This window comes from Allohoeflea poritis (assembly GCF_027889715.1).
In the GTDB taxonomy this organism is placed as follows: Bacteria; Pseudomonadota; Alphaproteobacteria; order Rhizobiales; family Rhizobiaceae; genus Hoeflea_A; species Hoeflea_A poritis.
This window is the reverse complement of the sequence record NZ_JAPJZH010000012.1, coordinates 145,583-168,605: the sequence shown is the minus strand read 5'-3', so window position 1 is coordinate 168,605 and position 23,023 is coordinate 145,583. Positions and strand designations below refer to the sequence as shown.

The window sequence follows — 23,023 nt, the reverse complement described above, 5'->3', positions numbered from 1 at the left end:
TCCAGACAATCGAATCTGGATACCCATGAATCACACATCAAACCAAAAATGAATCCTGAATGTCGATTAGACCTAGAGCGAGTTATGATTAGGTTGATGCATTTGATGGTGGAAAATCGGTTCATTCGGCTAGGCGCGTCGTGCAGCGCGATGCAGCGCATCGGGCAAGCGGCGCAATAACGCCGATGGGCCGATTTCCCCCACCCTGGAAAGGAAGAAGCCATTGGATAACAACGGTAAATGGGCCGGGCGATTTTGCCCCCTGGCGTTGTTGGCTCGCGCTTGTGGTGGGGTGACACCACGGCGCGCAACCCGCCTCGCCAGAGACCAAAATCGCCGCGGTCAAATGCGTCAACCTAATCATAACTCGCTCTAGAACAATTCCCGAACCGGGCCTACCGAAGCGCGTGCGGCAAAATTGCACGTCCGATCACAATACACGCTTGGCGATTGAATCGGGCCGGGGATTGGCGATAATGACCGGCAATGTGCTTTGGATAATGCGGAGTGTCTGCGATGCTTGAATCGATGGATCCGGTCCTTCTTGCCCGCATTCAATTCGCCTTCACGGTGTCCTTCCACATCATCTTTCCCGCCACTTCGATCGGGCTCGCCAGTTTTCTGGCCTTCGTGCAGTGGCGCTGGCTGAGAACGCGCGAAGAGGTTTACCTGACGCTCTTCGACTACTGGATCAAACCTTTCGCCGTGATCTTCGGCATGGGCGTCGTGTCCGGCCTGATGATGAGCTACGAATTCGGCACCAACTGGAGCGTTTTCAGCGACAAGACCGGACCGGTGCTGGGACCGCTGATCGGCTACGAGGTCATGACGGCCTTTTTCATCGAGGCGGGGTTTCTGGGCGTCATGCTGTTCGGACGCGACAAGGTCGGCCCCACGCTGCACTTCATCGCCACCTTCCTGGTGGCGGCCGGTACGCTGATGTCGGCCTTCTGGATCCTCAGCGTCAACAGTTGGATGCAGACACCGGCCGGCTATGGCATGAACGAGGCCGGGCAGTTCGTTCCGGAGGACTGGCTGAAGGTTGTCTTCAATCCCTCGTTTCCCTACCGCTTCGTCCATATGGTGTTCGCCGCATATCTGACGACCGCGCTGGTGGTCGGCGCCGCCGGCGCCTATCACCTCTTGCGTGAGCGCCAGAACCAGACGGCCCGGGTGATGTTCTCCATGGCCATGTGGTTCATCGCCATTTTCGCGCCGCTTCAAATCCTGGCGGGCGACCAGCACGGGCTGAACACCTACAAGCACCAGCCCGCCAAGATCGCCGCGCTGGAAGGCCATTTCGAAACGCAGGCGGCGGCGCCGTTCTACGTGGTGGGCTGGCCGGATGTCGAAGCCGGAAAAATGGACTATGCCATTTCCATTCCCTATCTCGGCTCGTTCATCCTGACGCATGATTTCACCGCGGAAATTACCGGTCTCGACGCATTCCCGCGCGAGGACTGGCCCAATGTGCATATTGTCTTCTGGTCGTTTCGCATCATGGTCGGCCTCGGGCTTCTGTTCCTGGGCCTGGGCGTGTGGAGCCTGGTGCAGCGCTATCGCGGACGCCTTTATGACAGCCCCTGGCTGGCGCGGTTCGCGCTGCTGCTCGGACCGACCGGCTATATCGCCGTCCTCAGCGGCTGGGTGACGACCGAGGTCGGTCGCCAGCCTTATACGGTCTACGGGCTGCTACGGACAGCGGAATCGGCTTCGCCCGTCGCCGCGCCGGCCGTTGCCACATCGCTGGCGGTGATTGTCGTCGTCTATCTCTTCATATTCGGCCTCGGCACCTACTACACGGTACGCCTCTTGGCGAAAGTGCCGCCCGACAGTCCCGAACCGCAGACCCGCGGGTTGCTCGACCAGGGCGGCGCGCGTGCGGTGCAGATCCTTCGGCTGCTGATACCGGGCAGGGGGGCGTAGAGATGGATCTCGCATTGATTTGGGGCTTCGTCATCGCCATCGCCGTCTTCGTCTATGTGGCGCTGGACGGTTTCGATCTTGGCGTCGGCATCCTTTTTCCGCTGCTGCGCGACGAAGCGGAGCGCGATACGGCGATCGGGGCGATCGCGCCCGTGTGGGACGGCAACGAAACTTGGCTGATCCTTGGCGGCGGCGGCCTTTTCGCCGTGTTCCCGCTTGCCTACGCGGTGATTTTCCCGGCGCTTTACGTGCCGCTGATCGTCATGCTCCTGGCGCTCATATTCAGGGGCGTCGCGTTCGAATTCCGGGTGCATTCCGGCGGTCACAAATGGTTCTGGGAACGTGCCTTTTTCGGCGGTTCGCTCGTCGCTGCCTTCATGCAGGGCATTGCGCTCGGCGCCTGGTTGCAGGGCATCGAGGTCGAAGGGCGCGCCTATGCCGGCGGCTGGTGGGACTGGCTCAGCCCGTTTTCCGTCACCACGGGCCTGGCGCTCGTCTTCGGCTATGCGATGCTCGGCGCCGGCTGGATCAACCTCAAGACGGAAGGCGCGCTGCATGAACGGGCGCAGAGTTTCATCATTCCGTTGGCCGCCGCGACCGTGGCGTTCATCGTTGTCGTCAGCCTGTGGACCCCTCTGCTAAACGAGCGGTATTGGGTGCGCTGGTTCACCTTCCCGACCATGATCTACGCGGTCCCGGTTCCGGTTCTGGTCGCGCTGACCGTTCTGACCATCTGGCAGGCGTTGAAGCAGGGCTGGGCGCTGCGCGCGTTCCTGGCGACGGAGGTCCTGTTCCTGCTCTGCTATATCGGCCTCGGCATCTCGGTCTGGCCGGACATCGTACCCACGGCCATCACCCTTCAGCAGGCCGCCGCCCCGGACAAGAGCCTCGGCTTTTTGCTGGTCGGCGCGGTCGTCCTCGTGCCGCTGATCCTTGCCTATACGGCGGCGGCCTACTGGATCTTTCGCGGCAAGGTCCGGCACGGCGGCTATCATCATTGATGCACACGCCTGAACCGAAACGGCCGATCTGGAGCCGGCTGACGTGGTTTGTCCTGCTTTGGTGCGGCGGTGTGCTGGCCATTGCGGTCATCGGCTACATGCTGCGGTCGTTGTTTTTTGCTGGGTAGTCAGCCGGCTTGCCGGTCCGTTGCGACGAACCGGCGGATGCTATTCTGCAGTTCCAGGGGAAAATAATCGCGAACCATTTCGTAGCGCTCGGTTCCGTACATGCGCTCCAGGGTTGTCCTTGAAACAACGAAATATTCGATGCTGCCGAGCAGTTGGTAGACGAAGCAGAAGATCCGTGAATCGCCGACGGTCGCCATGCCCGGAATGTTCCTGACGATGGAGCCGAGCCCGTCGAGGAAGGGCACGAGATACCAGTTTCTTGCCGTGTCGGCCCGCGCCTGGTTGTCGAGGAGTTCGCGCATGAGAATGCGGCTGTCGCGCGGATTGTCGACGGCTGAATAGTAGAGGTTGAGAACAATGTGCTCGAGCTGCTGCTGCGGGTCGTCATTGGCGTAGTTCGCCATCTTCACGTACCGCAGCAGCCTTTCCGAAATCCCGCTGAGGACTTCCGCGTAGAGGTCTTCCTTTCTCTTGAAATGATAAAGCAGCGCCTGTTTGGTGATTCCCAGCTCATCGGCGATCTGAGCGATGCTGGCACCGTAGAATCCGCGTTCGGCAAAGTGCCGTCCGGCTGCATCGAGCAATTTGTCCCGCGTGTTTTCCTGCATAGCTTTGTCGCTCATCTATGACGATTGGTAAGTCATCACATTACCACAATACAGGTCAGATCGTACACATTCTTACACAATATCAGCCTATTATGGCCGATCTTTCAAAGATATTGACTTGCCTTCAGAGTTCGGATTAACATTTACTTACCAATCGGTAAGGAGATATCGAAATGCCAGACACGGTGAAATATGCGAAGAACGGCGCCATCGCCACGATCACGCTCAACCGGCCCGAAAAATACAACACCATCCGCCCGGAACTGCTTGAGGAACTGGATGCGGCATTGCGCGAAGCCAATACGGACAACGCCGTCAAGGTCATCATCCTCGAAGGCGCGGGCGACAGTTTTTGCGGCGGTTTCGATTTCTCCGACGGGCTGCAGCACTATGACGAGATCGTCGAGGAGGACTATGATCCGGGCCTCGACGTCAATCTCGTCGTCAATCAATACAAGACCTATCTCAACCAGTTCATGGGGCTGTGGCGCGGGCTGAAACCGGTTATCGCCAAGATCCACGGTTACTGTGTCGGCGGCGGTTCGGAAATGGCGCTGTGCGCCGACCTTGTCGTCGCCTCGGACGATGCGCGCATCGGTACGCCCTATTCGCGGGTCTGGGGCTGCCACCTTTCCGGCATGTGGGTTTACCGGCTGGGCCTGGCCAAGGCGAAATATTATGCGCTGACCGGCGACTGGATCAGCGGCAAGGAAGCGGCCGAGATCGAGCTGATCAATTTTTCCTGCCCGCTCGAGGAACTTGACGATCGGGTCCGGAAGCTTGCCGAGAAACTCGCCCATATTCCGCTTACCCAGCTGATCTCGATGAAGCTCATCGTCAACCAGGCCTACGACAATATGGGTCTGCAGAGCACGCAGACGCTGGGTCCGATTCTCGACGGCATCATGCGCAATACACCGGAGGGCCGGGACTTCGTGCGGGTCGCGAAGGCCGAAGGCGTCAAGCGTGCCGTAACCATGCGCGACCGGCCGTTCGGCGACTACAGCCAGGCACCGGTCGAAGAGCAGCCGCGCAGGCGCAGCACCCTACCTGTGTAAATCGGCCCCTCAACCCGTGCCGGGTGCAGGCATGATCCAGACGACCCAGGCATAGCTGACCGCAATGGACACGACCGTGACCGGAATGACGAGGCCCGTGAATTGCCAGAAGCTGAACGGCGTCGCTCCATATCGCTCGGCCTGCTGGACGACGATCACATTGCTCGCGGCGCTGATGATGAACAAATTGCCTGCCAGCGTGCTCATTGCGGACAGGAGCATCAGCGTTCGCTGTTCGCTCGCGGACAGCAGATTGAGATAGATCTCGACCACCGGCACGTTTGAGAACAGCTGGCTGGCCCAGAAACCGATCGCTGTGATCACCACCGGATCGTCAAGACGCGCGCGCCATGACCCGAGCAGCGTCTGAAGGGCTCCCGACTGCAGGACCGCGCCGGTGACGACAAACATGGCGAGAAAGAAAATCAGCGTGGGCCAGTCCAGTGCGCGCAACAGGCTGATGCGATGCGGCGAAAACATGTAGACCGGCAGGCAGGCGATCAGACTGAGATAGCCGAGCGGGATGTCCAGTGCGGGAATGCGCCCCTGCAGGAGGCTGTCGCCGATGACAAGCACCGCCAGAAGGCCGGCGCTCAGATAGGCGGGCCATGCCAGGCGTCTCGTCGGGGCCGGCAGATCTCCATTGCCCTCTTCGGTCTCGTTCTCGCGTTTCAGGCACCGCAGCAGCCAGAAATAGGCAAATGCAAGGGACAAAATGGTTGGTACGGTCAGCCAAAGCGCGAAGGTCCCGATTGGATTGGCGAAGTGTCCGTCGGCGACGATGAGGATGTTCTGTGGATTGCCCACCGGGGACATCATGCTGGCAACCGTGACGATAACGCACAGTGCGACCAGCGGCACGGCCGGGCGGATGCGGTATGCGATTGCCAGCGCAAGGGCGATCGGCGTGCCGATCACCGCGCCGGCGTCGTTTGTGAGGACAACCGAAACGATGCTGACTATCAGCATAAACAGGAACAGCGCACGCGCGAGCGATGCGCCGGAGCCGGCGATTTTTTCGCTGACAGTGTGCGGAAAGCCGGAATCGTAAAGCGCGGATGCAATGGAGAACACACCGAAAAGATAGCCGATGACGTTCCAGTCTATGGCCTCGAGGGCATCAGAAGGTGCAATCCGGCCGGTCAGCAACAGAACAACGGCGCCCACCAGCATGATCTGCCAGATACGGACCGCAGGCGGCAGCCATTGGCGAATTGAAATGAGGAAGAAGATCGCAATCGCAACCGCAAGGCTCACGGTCATAAGGAAATACCCGAAAATTGCGCCCCTCTTACCTGTAGCGTTCAATCCGATAATTGTTTGTTAATTCCGGGCGTGTTTTCTGATGCGGGCGACGTCGGGCATCGGGATTTTCGCGTGAGATTGCACCGGCCACTTCTTGGGATCAATTTTTTTGCCGGCGACGTGTCGGCCGGGCTCGGCCCTTATCTTGCCATCTACCTGCTGACGACGTTGCACTGGTCTCCCGGGCAAATCGGCGTTGCTCTGGCGCTCGGCGGGATCGCCACGGTCCTGGCGCAGACACCCGCAGGCGCGATTATTGACGTCACGCGTGCCAAACGCGGCATTCTGGCCGTGTGCATCGTCACGATCGCGGCGGGCACGGTTTCCATCATCTTTTTCAATTCCGCCATCGCGATTTACGCGGCGCAAATCGCCCTCGGCGCCGCGATGGCTTTCATGGGGCCGAGCATCGCCGCCCTGACGCTGGGCATTGTTGGCCGGGAGAATTTCACAGCACAGACGAGCGCCAACCAGGCGGTAAACCATGCCGGCAACGTCGTCGCCGCTGTTGTGGCGGCCGGGCTGGCGCTTTGGGTCTCCAGTCTCGGCGTATTCTGGCTGGTGGCCGCGATGGCCACGGGCATGCTTGTTTGCGTCGCGATGTTGCGGCCGGACGAGATCGATCACGATGTGGCGCGCGGGCTGGACGAGGAAGGTGACAATAGGCCGGACCGTACAAAGCCTTCAGGCTTCGCAACATTGATCGAGGACAGACGGTTGCTGGTGTTTGCCATATGCGTCGTACTGTTTCATTTCGCCAATGCGGCGATGCTTCCGCTGGTCGGACAAAAACTTGCTTTGAACGGCGATGCGGCGCATGGAATCGCCTTTACATCCGCCTGCATCGTCGCCGCGCAAGTCATGATGACCGCCATGGCATTGTTTTGCGGCTGGAAGGCTGACAGTTGGGGCCGCAAGCCGCTGTTCCTGATTGCATTTTCAGTATTGCCGATCCGCGGAGTCCTTTTCACGCTCTGGGACAACTCGGCCTATCTTGTTGCCGTGCAAGCACTCGACGGCGTTGCCAACGGGATATTTGCAATGCTGTTTCTCTTGATTATCGCCGATATTACGGCTGGTACCGGGCGTTTCAATCTCGCGCAGGGCGCGCTTGCAACGCTCGTCGGCATCGGTGCGTCATGCAGCAACCTTATCGCGGAATGGGTGGTGCAACTGGCCGGTTATTCGGCCGGGTTCCTGTTCCTGGCCTTCGTTGCTGTTGTCGGATCGCTTGTATTCGCGATCTTTATGCCGGAAACCGCACCGCATGCGGTGCGGCGACATGCGAAGCTTCCCATGGAGCAGGCACCGACATGATTGTCTGTGAACTATTCGGCATTGACGCGCCGGCGCTCGATCAGGGCCTCTGAAAGCTGTCTGGCGTCCTCGCAGGGGATGCGTTCCATCTCGCGGACCGACATGATCGATGCGTCGGGGGAGGACACGGTCCAGGTATAGATCAGCTTTCCGTCTTCGCTGAGATGCGCGCGCGCCAGGCCGCCGCCCGGCGAGCCGAAAGTCAGCGTGCCGGTCAGCGGATCGAATGCGCCGTTCTTGAAGACCGGACCGCTGACGGTCCGGGTTTCCTCGCTCCATTCGAAGATCGAGCCGAAGACCAGATACCGTGTGTCCCTGATCCGGTTGAAGAGCAGCAGGGACATCGTGTTCGCGGTGGCAGCGCTCGCCGGATCCTCTGCATTCGTCAGGCGCGAGACGGGGCTTGGCTCCTTCGTGACCCAGCAGCCGGCGAGATCGTCCAGATCCGCGCCGTGCGCGCCGGTCGTCAAGCCGGCGGCAAACAGGATTGCCGCCCCGTATTGCCGTAGAAATCCTGGTTTCATGTTCACCGATCCATCCTGTTTCTGGCCATTCCCGGTGGGCGTGTCAGGACGGAAATTACAACGGGCAACATGCTTTGTCCCAGTTTTTCTGCTAGCGTATCGGCGGTCATCAACCCGGCCGGCCGAAGTCAAGGCGACCATTTTTCGATGGCCCGCCGCTGCCGCACCAGGCGGGGCGGCCACATTTTATTGGCGCTTCAGGAGGGCATTTCATGATCGAAACAAGCATCGACCGGGAAAACAATCTGATTATCGCGACAGCCCGCGATATGCTCTCGGAAGCCGATTTCGAAAATCTGTCCGGCACGATCAACGACTATATCAACAGCACGGACCGGGCGCCCGGCATCGTGCTCAACGCGGAAGGGCTTCCGCACTGGAAGAACGCGGCGGCCCTCTTTGCCCATCTCAAGCTGGTTCGCGATCACCAGAATGTCCTGCCGAAGGTGGCCCTGGTCAGCGACAGCACTGCGCTGTCGGTCATGCCGTCGCTGGTCGATCATTTCGTCAAGGCCAAGGTCCGGCACTTTGCGCAGGAGGACATGAGCAAGGCGGTCGAATGGGCGGAAACGGTTGATGACGACGCCTCGGCGATCAAGATGATCGGCGGGCTGCCGGCCGACGTCATCGCCTATGAAGTCACCGGCACCCTGTCGTCGCACGATTACAAGGATGTGCTGACCCCGCTGGTCGAGGAAAAGCTCAAGACGCATGACAAGATCAAGATCCTGGCCGTCTTCGGCGATGAATTCGACGGCGCCACGGCTTCTGCCTTGTGGGATGACGCCTGGCTGGGCCTCGGCCACATCGCTGCGTTCTCGAAGCTGGCCGTCGTCTCCGATATCGACTGGATCCGTCATGGCTGCAGGATTTTCGGGCCGCTGATCCCGGCGCAGCTGCACGTTTTCGACATGAGCGCGCTTGACGGCGCGAAGGAATGGATCAAGTCGTAAGGGCGGCTCGAAAAAGCGGAAAAATCGAATATATTGACGAGAGCGGCCCCGGCCTCATGCCCGATTGCGCCGCGTGGGAGGATCGCACCATGACGTTTGCATTCAAGCCCGACCTTTCCGTGGAACCGCAGGTGGTTGCCTTCTTCGACGAAGGTTCGAACACGATTTCCTACATCGTGCGCGATCCGGCGTCGAATGCCTGTGCCGTGATCGATGCGGTGATGGAGATCGACTACGCGGCGGGCCGGCTTTCCTTCGATGGCGCGGATGCCATCATCGAACGGATCAAGGCCGAGGGCTGGGTGCTCGAATGGCTGATCGAGACCCATATCCATGCCGATCACCTGTCCGGGGCGCCTTATATCCAGGAAAGGCTCGGCGGCAAGATCGGCATCGGCGACCAGGTCACCGTCGTGCAGGACACGTTCGGCAAGATCTTCAACGAAGGCACCGGGTTCGAGCGGGACGGCTCGCAGTTCGACCGGCTGTTTTCCGAAGGCGACAGCTACCGGATCGGTTCCATGACGGCTCATGTCATGCACACGCCCGGCCACACGCCGGCCTGCATGACCCATGTGATCGGCGATGCGGCTTTTGTCGGCGATACGCTGTTCATGCCCGATGGCGGTTCGGCGCGGGCCGATTTTCCGGGCGGGGATGCGCGCACGCTCTATCGATCGGTTCGGCGCGTGCTGGAGCTGCCGCCGCAGACGCGGCTTTTCATGTGCCACGATTACGGGCCGAACGGCCGCGAGATCCGCTGGGAAACAAGCGTCGCCGATGAGCGGGCCCACAATATCCATGTACGCGACGGGATCGACGAGAACACATTCGTTGAAATGCGCGAAGCGCGTGATGCGACGCTCGCCATGCCGAAACTGATCATCCCGTCGCTGCAGGTCAATATGCGGGCCGGCAAACTGCCGCCGAAGGATGCCGAGGGCGATGTTTTCCTGAAGGTGCCGATCAACAAACTTTAGGTTGCGGGCTGAATTCACTGCACCGAAGCCAGGATTCGATATTCCGAACCAGGGCCGCGTTCCCGTGCAGGATCAGCTCCCCGGCCGATTCAGCGCGCCTGTAGCTGTCATGTCCGAGCCAAATGTTTGTCATGAGACCCAGCGGCACTGTCAAAAACACGTCCACATCGAATTCCGGATTGGTCGTACAGATCTCAACCGAGGCCGGTTCGGCGATCACCCACCAGAGGCGCTGCTCGGCCAAATCCACAAATTCAAAGCGGACGACAATGCGTGGAACAAGAAGTCCTTCAAGGTCGATGCTGCGTTCCAGGTAAAGCATGAGCAACTCGACGTCATAGTCATCGGCGCTCAGATTGCTTTGCGTCCATTTCATTCCCCAGTTTCCGAGGGCCATCAATACGGGTTGCAATTCAAGCGCGGATTTTGTCGGGAAATAGCGCACATTCGTGCCCGGCTTCGTCATCCTGTCCAAAAGCCCGCACTCGACCAGCCATTTGAGACGCTTGGACAAAAGCGCGGAGGATATGCCTCCCAGACCGCGCTGAATCTCGTTGTAGCGGCGCCCTCCCATCAGCACCTCGCGCAGAACGAGGATCGTCCAGCGATCGCCGATGAGTTCCAGTGATTTGGCGATTGGGCAGAACTGACCGTATCTCATGAACCCTCATGCTTCACTTTCTGAAGCGGTTTACTTCATCCCGGATGTTATCAGCCGGGGTGGTGCGGGTCTATTTCTTGTCGGGCAAACAAGGATGGGGAGACAAAGGATGACCGCATATATCGTTGGCCGCATGACGATCCATAAGCGGGACTGGATGGATGAATATTTCTCGAAGGTTCCGGCGGTGATCGAGGCGCATGGCGGAACGTTTCTGGTAAAGGGCGGCGCGCCTCAAACCCTGGAGGGGGACGAGATTGCGCCGGATGCAGCGTTCATGCTGAAATTCCCGAGCCGAGAAGCCGCCCTGGGTTTCTGGAACTCCGACCGGTTCGCGCCTTTGGTGCGACTTCGGCAGGCCGGCTCGACCTTGCAGGCCCAACTGTATCTGGGGTTGTAGCGGCAGCCACCGCATCAGCGTGGCCGCAATTTTCGGGAACGGCGGTGATAGGCCGGAGTAAGCAAAAAAATATTCTTTCCGCGATATTGCCAAGCCGACTAATTGGCGGGGAGCCGCGAAGTGTGGCACGATGGCGTGCACCAAGACACCGTTTGCATTGCCGAAGGAGCCCCCGATGCCTCTTGAATTGTCTGATCCAGTTCTCGATCGGGAAAGGCTGAGGGAAATCATCCCGGAGTGGAAGGGCAATGCGAGCAAGGCACGCGACTGGATTGACGAGGAGACATTCGCCGAAATCAGGTCGTGACAAAGGTGGAGCCTGCTGCAATTGTTCCGCAAACAGACCACCGGAGCTCGGAATTTGCAATCACTTGTCGAAACAGAATGGCTGGCGGAAAGGATTTCGGATCCCGATGTCCGCCTGATCGAAATCGACTGGGACGGTCTTGAGGACTATGAAGCGGGCCATATTCCTGGCGCTATCGGCTGGAATTGGAAATCTGCCCTTTGGGACCCTTTTGAAAGGCAGTTTCCGACCGACAAGGAATTTTGCACGCGCCTTGGCGCCGCCGGAATTCGAAATGACACAACGGTGGTGTTTTACGGTGCGCCCGTTCAGTTCGGGACCTACGCGTGGTGGGTCTTCAAACTTTTCGGTCATGCTGATGTCCGTATCCTGAACGGCGGCAAGGAGAAGTGGCAAAGGGAGGGTCGACCAGTCACCGTCGCGGAACCGGATGTGACCCCTTCACGGTATACGGCACCCGGCCGAAACAAGGCTATCCGCGCCAGCCGCCAGGACGTTCGCGACAATATCGGCAATCCGAATTGCTTCATCCTCGATCACCGGTCATACGAGGAGTACTCCGGACAACGTGTCGGCCTTCCGGGCAAACCCGATGTCGGCGCCGAGCGTTACGGGCGGATACCCGGGGCGATACATATTCCTTTCGATACCCTGCTCAACGCCGATACGACTTTCAAATCTGCCAATGAGATCGGAGAACTGATCGGCGCTCACGTGGGCGATGCCTCAGCGCGGATCATCTCGTATTGCCGACTGGCGCATCGGGCCACTTTGGCGAGCTTTGCGATGACCGAACTGCTCGGCTTCAAAAATGTCCGCGTCTATGACGGTTCCTGGACCGAGTGGGGAAGCATGGTGGGCATGCCTATCGAGCGATAACAATTCAAGTGCCCCGCCTGTTCCGGCAAGGCCTCCTTCGATGCGGCAATCGGGGCTCTCTGCACCTTATCTTCCGAATTGAGGTGGGCACAGGCTTCACGAGCGGGCAATTATGGCAAGTTCTTTCGTCTCCGCAGTTGAGGGCTCGCCGGTCCTGACATCGACGGCTTCCTCCACTTCAAACCCCGCATCAAGCACTTCCTTCGAGATGCTCCCGAGATCGAAATACTGCAGCCAGTTGAAGATCTCGAAACAGCCCTCGGGACCGACGATCAGATACCGGTCGAGAGCGATCTTCTCGAAATCGTAGAGAAAGGTGGTCTGGAAACAGAAATGGTCATCCGGGGACCAGAAGTCTCCCATGGGACGGCGGCCATAGGTCATGACTTCGTTCCGCGTTGCAAATTGCCGCGTGGTGAATACGTCGAAAACGAATGTCCCGCCAGGCTTCAGCATTCCCCGTACCCGGTTCAGAAGCGTGCTTCGCCACTCGGATGAAAGCGTGCAGAAATCGCAATAGATCAGGCTTACGAGATCCTGTTCACCGGGAAGATCATCGACCAGGTAATCGGCCTGGCGGTATTCGATCTCCAGCTTGCCGGCGGCGGCTTCGGATCGCGCATGGGCGAGGGAGACGGCCGAGAAGTCGACGCCGGTGACCGTGGCGCCCCGTTCCGCCATTCGGGTCGCATAAAGGCCCGGGCCACAGCCCAGATCGCAGACCTTCTTGCCCGACAGGCCGATCTTGCGGTCGAACCAGTCCACCGTGCTGTCAATGGTCGCGTTCTTGCGCGAGGCGAGGTCAGTGCCCTGATCCAGATGCGTCTTCAGCATTTGTTGCGCGATCCAGGGGTCGGTCCAAAGCGTATCGGTCGTATAGCGGGAAAACGGTTCGGGCTTACGATTGAATTCATCCAGCTCTGAATACACTTGGCTTCGATTCCTTTCGATATGGTGCCGCTCAGCGGGAATGCCGCTACGCGTGTCACCGTGCGGAAACCATGTCAGGCGGACGTCTGACGGGCTTGCTTGCGCGAATGCATGACCAGCGCTCTTTTCGGCAGCGTTTGCTTCTCAGGCGCTCGGTCCGCCACGTTCGCGGCGAACCGCCGTCACAAGCATCGGCACCAGCCGTCCATCGGCCACCGCGCGACCCGAGTTTGCCCGCCTTTGGGGCATGTCGTCGCCCATGGCCAGTGAGTCGTCGGGCTGACCGTCCGACTGCGGCGGTGGGGGCGGTGGCGGCGCATCCTTTGCATGATCCACGATGTCCCCAAACCCCGCATCGGAAAGCAACTGGGTCAATTGGGACGGAGGCGTGACGAAGCTCGTGGCCTCGGTCATTGCCCATGGCACCGGATAGTCAATTGCTTGACCGTTTCCGCTGCCGAAATGCGTCAGCACATAGACCCCGCCCGGTCGCAGCACGCGGAAGGCCTCCGCGAACATCGTTTTCTTGTCCGCCACGTTCATTGTGACGTTCTGGCTCCAGACCACATCGAATGACGCGGTTTCGTAGGGCATATCGAGAACCGAACCGACGCGATGGTGGATTTTGCCCGATAGCCCGACGATCCTGTCAAGGTCCTGAGCTGTTCGCACGAACTCGTCGCTGAGGTCTATGGCCTCCACCTCGCAGTCAAATCTGCCGGCAAGAAAGCGCGCTGATCCGCCAATTCCGCTGCCGGCGTCCAGCAGCCTCATGCCGGATTTGATGCCGGCGACACTGGCCATTCTTTCCGTCAGACCGACACCGCCATGGTGCAACTGGTCGACCGGTAACAGCGCCTCAATGGGGACCGACCCGGCGGCTGCGTCTTGCAGCCCCAAAGTGGTCAGGATCCGTTTGGTAACGTCACCACGCGTGTAGTGCGAGGCGACTTTGCCTTCGATGTCCGATCTGTCCATGCAGACATCAGTATCACTCTTGCCGCCAGGTTTCCATGATGTCGTCCGGGCGAGACAAATGCGCCGAGGCAATTCAGCCAGCGCCCGTGATGCGAACCGGGCGTGAAATTTGAATCCGTACCCTTGTATTGTCGAACGAACGAAACCGTTCACGCGCTGATTGCTCACCGGCCCGGCGTTGGTGCTCCAGCATATTCATTTGATTTGCCTGCGTGTGTTCGATCTTCCGCAGCCCGGGGACAGCGGATCATCGCCCGCCGATGCACAATCATGGCCCGCTCCATTCAGGTATCGCCAAGGACATGTTGGCCAGTTTCCGTGCCGGCTGCCCCGACGAAAGCCTGTCGTCCCGTTATCCGGAAACAGCGCTGGCCCATGGCGCAAAGGGCGACTTCGACTGCAAGACCATTCAGGCGGCGCCGTTTCCACCGAACGAATAGGGATTGCCAATATCTTTGGCGGCGGCTCTACCATGGCGTGGTGTACCGCTGCCTCTTTTGGCATTGAGGCGTTGATCTTGGCTGGACCCGAACGAGGCGGTTTTACCGCGCGGCGCGCCGATATCAGCGTTTTCGCGTATCGGGCAGGAGGCCTGCCTGCATTGCGGCATCCAGACAGGTTCGGCTCACCGGTATCTCGCGGCCATCGGACATTGTCAGAAATCCTCTGGATTGCTGTCGGCGCGACTTGCGCACTTCAGCTAGGGCCACCCAGTGGGACCTGTGTACCTGCAGTCCTTCAATGGGCGCGGTCTCGGCGATGGCATCGCTAAGCCGCATGAAAAGCAGTTCCGTGCCGCCGGCGGTGACGACTTCGACATAGTGGTCGCGAACCGAGATCGAAATCAGCTTGCCGCGTTTTTCGAGCGGTAGCCGCTTCAGGATATCAGGGCTGCGCTCCGCCGTGCCCACTCTGGATGTTCGATTTTCAATCTGTGCCTCAACCACTCTGATAGTGAACGATATTATCACGGTGATTGCGATAATCTGGGTCAGAAGCCGCCCATAGCACCAAGCGCAGTCGGGGTCGTAACTGAACATCGCCATGTTGAAAATGACGACTTCGGCAAAGATCGCCACGCTGCTGATGATCCCGGCGACCAGAACGGATAGCGGCACCGGAAGAAAGCGGGTGAGTGCCGGTTGCGTCAGGGCGGAAAGACTGGCGAATGTCAGAAAGCTGACGCCCGAAAGAAATGTCCAATAGACGACCCGCGGCAGAAACCGCATGACTTCATCGGTTTCAAACGGTCCCGCAATGCCCAAAACCAGCCCGATCGCCACGGTGAGTGCCCAGAAAACGGGGCTAAGCACAATTGAATGCAGTTCACGCTTCGCGAATTGCACGGAGTTGCCGTCCAGGCTTCTAATCATTCGGTTCACGTATTTGTTGTCGCCTCTGGAAGGTGGGACCGCCAGAAAATCATCCGTCATCGGTTTCTATAGCGCAAAGCATAAGAATGACGCCAGAACCATTGCTGTTCTTCGCCGACACAGTGACCCGACTGAGAGATTATCAATGCGGAATACACCGAGATGGCACGGGCTGGATCTGCTTCGCGCGGTTGCCATGCTTCTGGGACTGGTGATCCACGCGTGTTTGCCCTTCACCAATCCAGGGGTAAATGACTGGGTGCCGGCTCCGCCCTATGATGTGCCCGAGGCGCATTGGATCATATGGCTAACCACCATGTGGATTCATGTCTGGCGCATGCCCGTCTTTATGCTTTTGGGTGGGTTCTTTACCGAGCTGGTACTTCAAAAGCGCGGGCCGGGAGCCTTTCTGCGGGACCGACTTCTACGTGTCCTTAGCGGCATGGCTTTGTTTTCAATGTTTTTCTCGCTCGTTATGAAACTGGATTGGGGTGTCCTGGACTATTTGTGGTTCCTGTGGATTCTCTTTCTGTTCAGTTTGATGGCGGCTGTGGCGCACTGGCTGCGCCTGACCGGCATTTTTCATTGCTTCAGGTGGTTTTCTGCGCATCCAGCCCGGCTGATCTGGCTGGTTCTTCCGATCACGCTCGCCAATTATGTCGGCCGCAGCGAGGGACTGATCAGCATCATTCCTTACCGGGTTTGGGATGAACCTTTTACCGCCCTTGCAACCTATGTGGTGTTCTTCTGGCTGGGTCAGTGTCTGTTTCATCACCAAGGTCTGCTGAGCCGGTTCAAGGACCGGAACCTCTGGATCCCACTTCTTATTACAGGCCTGGTGTTGTTAGGCTGCGCCAGTGCAATCTGGGTGGCAAGGCCGCTTGGCCCGGACGGCACGAAACTGGCGATGAGCTTCCTGACCGCCTGCTTGAGTCTGAGCTGGAGTTTTTGCGCGATCGGGTTCGCGCTTTATGCTCTGACAGTCCGGTCAGCGTTCGTCGATTGGATGGTGTTGCTGTCCTATCCGGTCTATGTGCTGCATTTTTATCCGATTGTGATCCTGACCGGCTTGTTGGTTTCCTTGGGAGCATCACAGGGCCTGGCAATCCTGGGCGGGATTGTGCTCTGCTTTGCGCTATGCGCGGCAATCTATCTGCTTTTCCTGCGCTGGACCCCGGTGGACTGGGTGTTGAGCGGGTACTCCAAAAGCAGGTTCACCACCGCAATGCGCAGTGTGCTTGCAAAGTTGCGTTCCGGCAGGGCTGACGCCGGCGGCACGCCTTCGAAGCCCGCGCCGCGTTAGGCATCGTATCTTGTCATACGAAGCCGATCCTCATCACATCTCGTTTTCCGTTTCCTCGGGTTCGCCAATCGACAGCACGATCGCGCCATTGCGCTGCTCGGTCTCGACAAGACGGTGGGCGGTTGCCGCTTCGCCCATCGGAAGCACCCGGTCGACGATCGATACGATTTTGCCGTCCTCGATCATCTGCCTCAGTGTGTCCAGCTCTTCGATCGTTTCACCAGCGAATGCAAAGCTGGCGTGCTTGTCGGTGAAGCGGTTGGTGAGCACCGTGCGCAGCATGACCGAAAGGCGCGGATTGCCGGTGAAATAGCGCCCGCCTGGCTTGAGAACCGCCATGCAGGCCCGGTAGGAGCTGCGGGGAACCATGTCGAAGACGACATCGTAGGTCTTGCCCATGCGGGCAAAATTCTCCCGCGTGTAGTCGATGAAATGGTCGATGCCGAGGCGTTCCAGCATCTCTGCCTTTTGCGCCTTGTCGACGGCTGTAACCTCTGCGCCCATGCTCCTGGCGATCTGCACGGCGTGCGCGCCGATGCTGCCGCCGGCCCCGTTGATCAGCACCGTGTCGCCGTCCTTGATCTTTGCCAGGCGCATGAAATGCAGCGCGTTAAGGCCGCCCAGCGGAACGGCGGCGGCTTCGGCGAAGCTCATATTGTGCGGCTTTGCTGCAATGGTGCACTTAGACGGAAGGGCGGCAAATTCGCCATAGGCGCCCATGCGCAACCCGGCGGAGCCGAAGACCGCGTCGCCGACGGTGAAGCCCGTCACGTCCTTTCCGACGGCTGCAATTTCCCCGGCGAAATAGCCGCCGAGGATCTTCCGCCTCGGCCGTGTGATGCCAACGGCAATCCGCAAGGGAAGCCAGAACCAGTTGACCGAGAATTTGAAGCCGCGCAATTCGCAATCGGCCTTGGTCGCTTCGGCGGCGCGAACGCGGATCAGCAACTCGTCGTCGCCCGGTGCCGGCTTTTCGACATCCGCCAGTTGCAGAACCTCCGGCGGTCCATATTTCGCATAGGTGATGGCTTTCAATGGCGTGCTGCTCCTGCGGTAGGCGTGGATGATTCCCCGTGCGGCCGATCGGATTCGGTCAGGCCGTTATACCCTGCCGACGGGAGCCGGCAAGCGTCATGTGCCCGTATGGGTCGCGTACGGATCAAGCGGTTTGCCCGGTCCTGTCTGGCGCGATCAGGCGGCGGTTTCGACTACCACCGGTTTGTTGCGGCCAACCGTTCCGTGCTGGTATGACCGGGGCCGACCGACCCACGTCCGAAGACCGTCTGCGCCATGAATGCCGAATCCGAAATCGAGATCGAACCCTATAGCGCGGACATGAAACCGGCCCTCCTGGCGTTGTCCATGAGGGCATGGGAGCCGGTTTTCCGTGACATGAAGGCCGATGTGCAAGCCTATGTGTACGAGGCTTTCTATCCGGATGGGTGGCACACGCGGCAGAAGGCCGATGTCGAGGCCTATCTCGATATTGACGACGTTCAGACCTGGGTTGCGGTCGGCGCGGACAAGGTCCTTGGATATGTCGGGCTGCGTCTTCATCCCGAGGACAGAATGGGCGAGATCTTCATCCTCGCCGTTGATCCCGACCACCAGCGTCAGGGTGTCGGCGCAGCGCTCGTGGCTTTTGCCGAGCGGCAGATCCGTGACGCGGGCATGGAAATGGTGATGGTAGAGACCGGCGGGGATTCAGGACACCGGCCGGCGCGCAGCACCTATGAAGCGGCCGGGTACGATCGCTGGCCCGTCGCCCGTTATTTCAAGAAGCTGTAACCGGTTTTCCGGCAGGCCGGGGAAGCGTTCATCTGGGTTTGCGGTAATCCTCATGGCAGGAGGCGCAGGTCTTGCCAACCGCTGCGAAGGGCGCCGTGATGTCTGCGGCGCTGGCCGTGCCGACTGCGGTTTCGCTAAGCACCGTCGCGCTGGCCGAGAGTTCCCGGGCGGACCGGGAAAAACCGTCCCAGTCGGACCAGATTATCGTCAGGGCTTCACTCGGATGTTCGTTCGAGCCTTCCGGAAACAGCGACAACATGGCGTCGGCGTGCTGCACGATGATGTCGGCCGCCGCGGCTGCCGCCGCGGCGTCATAGGCCCGTTCCGCCTTGACCATGGCGCCGATCAGCTTCATCTGGGCGGCGATATCCTTCATGGCGTCCATGCGCTGCTTGACGATGCCGGTCGCGCCGGAATGCGCCAGAGCAAGACCGCCGCAGGTCACGGAGACAACAGCCAATGCGATGGCAAGGCTTCGTATCGGGTGCATGCGAATTTCCTCAGTTTATTCCGTTCGCGCGTTGCAGGGTGCGGACATAGACGATTATCCGGCCGATCTCCTGATCCGATATGCCGTCTACGGCCGGCATGTCACCGAACGGCCAATGGTGCGCACGTACACCCTGCTGCGCAGCAAAAAAGAATGAGGCGTCCGAGTGGTGGCCCGGCTCATAGATCTTGTGGATCAGCGGCGGGGCGATACCCTGCTGCCCGGCGGCATCCCTGCCGTGGCAGGTTGCGCAGTATGTATCAAATGCCGCTTTGCCGGTTTTCGCCTCAGCCGATAACTCCGGCACTGTGATCCTTACGATCGGCGCACCGGCGGTCCGAATGTCGCTCGTAGGTGCTTTGTCGAACAGTCGCCATGCGACACCGCCGATAATGAGGGCTGCGATCGCGACAAGGATCAGTCGGTTTCTGTTCAATTCCGATCTCCCGAGGTCACCGTTTCAACAGGCGAACTGCGCTTGAATCCGGTCATCTTGAATTGCAGAGCACAAATCCAACGGCGACACCTGCAAGGAAAATCAGAACCATCAACGCCAGCATACCAATGCCCATTCCGAAGGCACCGCCGCTCCATACATCGTGCATCATTTTTCAAACTCCATGCCGGAACCATAAAGGTTCCAGTGGCTGGAAACTCAAGCGAATAATTCTCCTCGCGGTTGGCTGCCCCTACAATCGGTCTTTCAGCGCGAAATAGGCCATCGCCAGGGCAAGAAGCGGGGTGCGCAGGGCGCCGCCGCCGGGAAAGCGCGGGGTCGGCACGGAGGCCATCAGGTCGAAACGGGCGGCGGTTCCGCTGATCGCCTCGGCCGCCAGCTTGCCGCACAGGGTGGCCATGCCGACGCCGTGGCCGGAATAGCCCGATGCCGACAGAATGTTGGGCGCGAGGCGCGCCAGATGCGGCATCCGGTTGACGGTGATGCCGAGCGTTCCGCCCCAGCCATAGTCGATCGCGGTGCCCGATAGCTGCGGATAAATCTGCAGCATGTAGCGGCGCACGAAGGCGCGGATGTCCGACGGAAAACGGTAGCCGTAATTCTCGCCGCCGCCGAACAGGAGCCGGTTGTCGGCCGAGAGGCGGAAATAGTTGATGACATTGCGGGAATCGGCGACCGCCGCATTGTTGGAAATCAGTGATCGTGCTTCGTTGCCGTCAAGCGGTTGCGTGGCGATGATGAAATTGTTGATGGGCATGACGCGGCCGCGGACGCCGGCGCTGAGCGCGCCGATATAGCCGTTGCACGCGAGCAGGACAAAGCCCGCCCGGATCGTGCCCTTTGCGGTGGTGATCCTGACCCGGTCTGCGGGCGTGATGCCGGTGACCTCGGTTTTTTCGAATATGCGGGCACCTGCAGCGGATGCTGCGCGGCCGAGGCCGAGCGCAAGGTTCAGCGGATGCAGATGGCCGGCGCCTTCGTCGAGCATGCCGCCGAAATAGGCATTGGTCGCAAGGATCGACCCGATCTCCTCCCGATCGACGAAACGCACCTTCTCGTATCCGTAACCGTTCCTTAGCTTTTCAACGTAGTCTCTTGTCCCCTTGACGAAACGCTGGCGATGATCGGCGTAAAGAATGCCGGGCCGGAAATCGCATTCGATCCGGTGTCGCTCGACCAGATCGTGCACCAGTTGCTTGGATTCCTCGGCGAGTTCCCAAAGTCGGCGCGCCTTGTCGATGCCCAGCATTTCTTCAAGATCTTCCTGATCGCGCCGCTGCCCGGAGCCGAGTTGCCCGCCATTGCGGCCCGATGCGCCCCAGCCGATGCGGTGGGCGTCGAGCAACAGGGTATCGAGGCCCTGCTCGGCGCAATGCAGGGCGGCGGACAGGCCGGTATATCCGGCGCCGACAATGCAGACATCGCAATCGGTATCCGTGTCGAGCGCCGGATGGGCGGCCACAGTGTTTGCCGTTGCCGCATAGTAGCTGTCGGGATATTGTCCCGGCCTGTCATTGGCATGCAGAAGATCCAACACCGCTCCTTTGGTTTCCGTTCGCGGCACTCATTGCCCGAGCAGCCTGCCGATTAACACAGAATTTGCCCGGTGCGTTACGCGAATTGTTGTCCGCAGGGCTTTACAAGCGCCTCGGTGACGGCACATACTACTCGGTATGTTGTACGTTTTGGAATAAGCGCCACGGACAAGGCGCTGCGGGGAGGATGCGTTGGATTATCTGGAAAACCTGTTTTCCGTGAAGGGAAAGATTGCGCTGGTCACGGGCGGCGCGACCGGCATCGGCAGGATGGTTGCGACCGCGCTGGTCAATGGCGGTGCAACGGTGCTCATCGCATCGCGCAAGGGCGATGCCTGCGTGGCGGTTGCAGAGGAACTCAATTCGCTGGACGCGCCGGGCTCGGCTGTCGGCTTTGCCGGGGATGTCGGAACCGAGGAGGGGATCGCGGCGCTGGTCGCCGAAGTGAAGGCGCATACGGACGCACTGCACATACTCGTCAACAATGCCGGCGTGACCTGGGGCGAGCCGCTCGACACATTTCCGCACATGGCCTGGCACAAGGTAATGAACATCAATGTCGGCGGCCTTTTCACGCTGACCCGGGAATTGCTTCCGCTGCTCGATGCCGTCTCCACCGATGCCGATCCGGCAAGGATCATCAATCTGGGCTCCGTCATGGGCACGCAGCCGGTCGCCGAAGGCGCCTATTCCTATTCCGCCTCCAAGGCGGCGGTGCATCACCTGACAAGGATCCTCGCCAACGAGTTCGCGAGGCGCCGCATCACGGTCAATGCCTTTGCGCCCGGCCCTTTCCAGAGCAAGATGACGGCCTTCGCGACGGCTTCGGACGAGCAGGCCGCCAAGGTAGGCAAGGGCGTACCGCTCGGCCGCATCGGCTCGCCGGACGATATTGCCGGCGCCACCCTTTATCTTTGCGGTAAGGGCGGCTCCTACATCTCCGGCGCCATACTGCCGCTTGATGGCGGGCTTTCCGTCTATAGCTCCATGGGCCTTTTCGCCCATGCGCTGGAGTAGGCAAGGGCTGAAAACGACCGCTTGTCACAAAGGCATGGGCCGTGTTCCCATTCAGCGGGAGGATCTGCCGACATGAACAACAGCAACGACCTCGATATCGGATCGCTCGGTGCCGAACTGGAAAGCGGCGTTTCCGGTTTCGCGGGCCTTCGCGATGTGACGAAATTCAACACCGGTCAGTCAAACCCGACCTATCTGCTTGCCGCGGACAGCGGCAAGTATGTGCTGCGGGCGAAACCGCCTGGAGAACTGCTGAAATCTGCGCATCAGGTCGACCGCGAGTTCCGCGTGATGGGAGCGCTGAAGGGCAGCGGCGTGCCGGTGCCGGACGTGCTCTACCTTTCGCAGGAGGATTCTTCCATCGGTCGGATGTTCTTCGTCATGAACTATCTCGAGGGGCGGATATTCTGGCAGGCGGAATTGTCTGAATGCGATCAGGCCGAGCGCGGGCCGATTTACGACGCCATGAACGCGGCGTTGGCTTGCCTGCACGATGTCGACCCGGCGGCGGTGGGGCTGGCGGATTTCGGCAAGCCCGGCAATTATTTCGAGCGCCAACTCAGCCGCTGGACGAAGCAGTACCGGGCGAGCGAGACGCAGACCATCAGTGATATGGATGCGCTGATTTCCTGGCTGGAGGCCAATATGCCGCCCGATGACGGGGCGGTCTCGCTGGTGCATGGCGACTATCGGCTCGACAATATGATCTTCGCGCCTGACGGGCCCGAAATCCTCGCTGTGCTCGACTGGGAGCTGTCCACGCTCGGCCATCCGCTGGCGGATCTTGCCTACCAGTGTATGCAATGGCGGTTGCCGCATGATTCCGGTTTTCGCGGTCTCGGCGGCCTGGATCGCGCCGCCCTCGGTCTGCCGAGCGAAGAGGACTATGTGGCCACCTATTGCCGGCGGCGGAACATCGAAGCGATCGAGCACTGGCCGTTCTACCTGGCCTTCTCGTTCTTCCGGCTCGCGGCGATCCTGCAGGGTGTCTTGAAGCGCGCGCTGGATGGGAACGCGTCCAATCCGCAGCGGGCGAAGGAAATGGGTACAGCCGTTCCGATCATGGCGCATATGGCGATGGAAATCGTAAGAGGAGGCCGTTGA

25 protein-coding genes are annotated in these 23,023 nt (G+C 59.9%); 14 read left to right on the top strand and 11 right to left on the bottom strand.

Translation table 11 applies throughout. From position 1 onward, the window contains the following. Positions 1-516 precede the first annotated feature (516 nt). Together OOZ53_RS18835 and cydB are read left to right on the top strand one after the other, a co-directional pair. Positions 517-1,926, top strand: coding sequence for a cytochrome ubiquinol oxidase subunit I (locus OOZ53_RS18835; RefSeq protein WP_271091250.1), 1,410 nt, complete (start codon positions 517-519; stop codon positions 1,924-1,926). 2 nt (positions 1,927-1,928) lie between these two features. Then, on the top strand, positions 1,929-2,927 hold the full coding sequence (gene cydB / locus OOZ53_RS18830) for a cytochrome d ubiquinol oxidase subunit II (protein ID WP_271091249.1): 999 nt from the start codon (positions 1,929-1,931) through the stop codon (positions 2,925-2,927). Positions 2,928-3,055: 128 nt separating this feature from the next. Here the strand turns inward: cydB and OOZ53_RS18825 are convergent, their stop codons facing one another. Continuing rightward, entirely contained in the window at positions 3,056-3,679 is a 624-nt protein-coding gene (locus OOZ53_RS18825) for a TetR/AcrR family transcriptional regulator (protein WP_271091248.1), read from the bottom strand. A gap of 158 nt (positions 3,680-3,837) precedes the next feature. Here OOZ53_RS18825 and OOZ53_RS18820 point away from each other — a divergent pair, with 158 nt between their 5' ends. Continuing rightward, positions 3,838-4,722, top strand: a complete 885-nt coding sequence (locus OOZ53_RS18820; RefSeq protein ID WP_271091247.1) for a crotonase/enoyl-CoA hydratase family protein — start codon at positions 3,838-3,840, stop codon at positions 4,720-4,722. Between the two features lie 9 nt (positions 4,723-4,731). On the opposite strand, the gene OOZ53_RS18815 is transcribed toward OOZ53_RS18820, so the two are convergent. Then, positions 4,732-5,985, bottom strand: a complete 1,254-nt coding sequence (locus OOZ53_RS18815; RefSeq protein ID WP_271091246.1) for an ArsB/NhaD family transporter — start codon at positions 5,983-5,985, stop codon at positions 4,732-4,734. Between the two features lie 114 nt (positions 5,986-6,099). Between OOZ53_RS18815 and OOZ53_RS18810 the strand changes: the two genes are divergently transcribed. After that, positions 6,100-7,344 carry an MFS transporter gene (locus OOZ53_RS18810; protein WP_271091245.1) on the top strand — a complete coding sequence of 415 codons (1,245 nt, stop codon included), beginning with the start codon at positions 6,100-6,102 and terminating at the stop codon, positions 7,342-7,344. An 11-nt stretch (positions 7,345-7,355) separates the two neighbouring features. Here OOZ53_RS18810 and OOZ53_RS18805 read toward each other — a convergent pair whose 3' ends face one another. Beyond that, a complete protein-coding gene (locus OOZ53_RS18805; RefSeq protein ID WP_271091244.1) occupies positions 7,356-7,874 on the bottom strand; it encodes a hypothetical protein in 519 nt (172 codons plus the stop codon). 206 nt (positions 7,875-8,080) lie between these two features. Here OOZ53_RS18805 and OOZ53_RS18800 point away from each other — a divergent pair, with 206 nt between their 5' ends. Both OOZ53_RS18800 and OOZ53_RS18795 read left to right on the top strand, forming a co-directional pair. Further along, the gene (locus OOZ53_RS18800) at positions 8,081-8,821 is read left to right on the top strand and encodes a SpoIIAA family protein (protein WP_271091243.1); all 741 of its coding nucleotides are present in this window, start codon (positions 8,081-8,083) and stop codon (positions 8,819-8,821) included. A gap of 89 nt (positions 8,822-8,910) precedes the next feature. Further along, on the top strand, positions 8,911-9,801 hold the full coding sequence (locus OOZ53_RS18795; RefSeq protein ID WP_271091242.1) for an MBL fold metallo-hydrolase: 891 nt from the start codon (positions 8,911-8,913) through the stop codon (positions 9,799-9,801). On the opposite strand, the gene OOZ53_RS18790 is transcribed toward OOZ53_RS18795, so the two are convergent. Beyond that, a complete protein-coding gene (locus OOZ53_RS18790; protein WP_271091241.1) occupies positions 9,788-10,462 on the bottom strand; it encodes a winged helix-turn-helix transcriptional regulator in 675 nt (224 codons plus the stop codon). The two genes, OOZ53_RS18795 and OOZ53_RS18790, sit on opposite strands and share 14 nt — an antisense overlap. Before the next feature lie 109 nt (positions 10,463-10,571). Here OOZ53_RS18790 and OOZ53_RS18785 point away from each other — a divergent pair, with 109 nt between their 5' ends. The 3 genes from OOZ53_RS18785 (at position 10,572) to OOZ53_RS18775 (ending at position 12,048) form a co-directional block, all read left to right on the top strand. Further along, the gene (locus OOZ53_RS18785; RefSeq protein WP_271091240.1) at positions 10,572-10,862 is read left to right on the top strand and encodes a DUF1330 domain-containing protein; all 291 of its coding nucleotides are present in this window, start codon (positions 10,572-10,574) and stop codon (positions 10,860-10,862) included. A gap of 175 nt (positions 10,863-11,037) precedes the next feature. Beyond that, positions 11,038-11,169, top strand: a complete 132-nt coding sequence (locus OOZ53_RS18780) for a hypothetical protein (RefSeq protein ID WP_271091239.1) — start codon at positions 11,038-11,040, stop codon at positions 11,167-11,169. 21 nt (positions 11,170-11,190) lie between these two features. Continuing rightward, the gene (locus tag OOZ53_RS18775; protein WP_271091238.1) at positions 11,191-12,048 is read left to right on the top strand and encodes a sulfurtransferase; all 858 of its coding nucleotides are present in this window, start codon (positions 11,191-11,193) and stop codon (positions 12,046-12,048) included. 96 nt (positions 12,049-12,144) lie between these two features. Here OOZ53_RS18775 and OOZ53_RS18770 read toward each other — a convergent pair whose 3' ends face one another. Together OOZ53_RS18770 and OOZ53_RS18765 are read right to left on the bottom strand one after the other, a co-directional pair. Next, positions 12,145-12,978, bottom strand: coding sequence for a class I SAM-dependent methyltransferase (locus tag OOZ53_RS18770; RefSeq protein ID WP_271091237.1), 834 nt, complete (start codon positions 12,976-12,978; stop codon positions 12,145-12,147). A gap of 144 nt (positions 12,979-13,122) precedes the next feature. Continuing rightward, complete coding sequence (locus OOZ53_RS18765) at positions 13,123-13,956, bottom strand: SAM-dependent methyltransferase (protein ID WP_271091236.1); 834 nt, start codon at positions 13,954-13,956, stop codon at positions 13,123-13,125. A gap of 260 nt (positions 13,957-14,216) precedes the next feature. Between OOZ53_RS18765 and OOZ53_RS18760 the strand changes: the two genes are divergently transcribed. Beyond that, a complete protein-coding gene (locus OOZ53_RS18760; protein ID WP_271091235.1) occupies positions 14,217-14,396 on the top strand; it encodes a hypothetical protein in 180 nt (59 codons plus the stop codon). Between the two features lie 123 nt (positions 14,397-14,519). Here OOZ53_RS18760 and OOZ53_RS18755 read toward each other — a convergent pair whose 3' ends face one another. Beyond that, positions 14,520-15,329, bottom strand: coding sequence for a LytTR family DNA-binding domain-containing protein (locus tag OOZ53_RS18755; RefSeq protein WP_271091234.1), 810 nt, complete (start codon positions 15,327-15,329; stop codon positions 14,520-14,522). Between OOZ53_RS18755 and OOZ53_RS18750 the strand changes: the two genes are divergently transcribed. Continuing rightward, positions 15,214-16,632 (top strand): acyltransferase family protein, encoded by a 1,419-nt coding sequence (locus tag OOZ53_RS18750; RefSeq protein WP_333780603.1) that lies wholly within the window; start codon positions 15,214-15,216, stop codon positions 16,630-16,632. The genes OOZ53_RS18755 and OOZ53_RS18750 overlap by 116 nt on opposite strands. 33 nt (positions 16,633-16,665) lie before the next feature. On the opposite strand, the gene OOZ53_RS18745 is transcribed toward OOZ53_RS18750, so the two are convergent. Further along, on the bottom strand, positions 16,666-17,667 hold the full coding sequence (locus OOZ53_RS18745) for an NAD(P)-dependent alcohol dehydrogenase (RefSeq protein WP_271091232.1): 1,002 nt from the start codon (positions 17,665-17,667) through the stop codon (positions 16,666-16,668). 255 nt (positions 17,668-17,922) lie between these two features. On the opposite strand from OOZ53_RS18745, the gene OOZ53_RS18740 reads away from it, so the two are divergent. Next, positions 17,923-18,420: a GNAT family N-acetyltransferase gene (locus tag OOZ53_RS18740; protein WP_271091231.1), complete on the top strand. Its 498-nt coding sequence runs from the start codon at positions 17,923-17,925 to the stop codon at positions 18,418-18,420. 28 nt (positions 18,421-18,448) lie between these two features. On the opposite strand, the gene OOZ53_RS18735 is transcribed toward OOZ53_RS18740, so the two are convergent. From OOZ53_RS18735 to OOZ53_RS18725, 3 genes are all read right to left on the bottom strand, one after another. Further along, positions 18,449-18,910: a c-type cytochrome gene (locus OOZ53_RS18735; RefSeq protein ID WP_271091230.1), complete on the bottom strand. Its 462-nt coding sequence runs from the start codon at positions 18,908-18,910 to the stop codon at positions 18,449-18,451. A gap of 10 nt (positions 18,911-18,920) precedes the next feature. Next, on the bottom strand, positions 18,921-19,346 hold the full coding sequence (locus OOZ53_RS18730) for a c-type cytochrome (protein ID WP_271091229.1): 426 nt from the start codon (positions 19,344-19,346) through the stop codon (positions 18,921-18,923). A gap of 253 nt (positions 19,347-19,599) precedes the next feature. Then, positions 19,600-20,901: an NAD(P)/FAD-dependent oxidoreductase gene (locus OOZ53_RS18725; RefSeq protein ID WP_271091228.1), complete on the bottom strand. Its 1,302-nt coding sequence runs from the start codon at positions 20,899-20,901 to the stop codon at positions 19,600-19,602. Between the two features lie 193 nt (positions 20,902-21,094). Here OOZ53_RS18725 and OOZ53_RS18720 point away from each other — a divergent pair, with 193 nt between their 5' ends. Together OOZ53_RS18720 and OOZ53_RS18715 are read left to right on the top strand one after the other, a co-directional pair. Next, positions 21,095-21,919: an SDR family oxidoreductase gene (locus tag OOZ53_RS18720; RefSeq protein WP_271091227.1), complete on the top strand. Its 825-nt coding sequence runs from the start codon at positions 21,095-21,097 to the stop codon at positions 21,917-21,919. Positions 21,920-21,991: 72 nt separating this feature from the next. Next, complete coding sequence (locus OOZ53_RS18715; protein WP_271091226.1) at positions 21,992-23,023, top strand: phosphotransferase family protein; 1,032 nt, start codon at positions 21,992-21,994, stop codon at positions 23,021-23,023.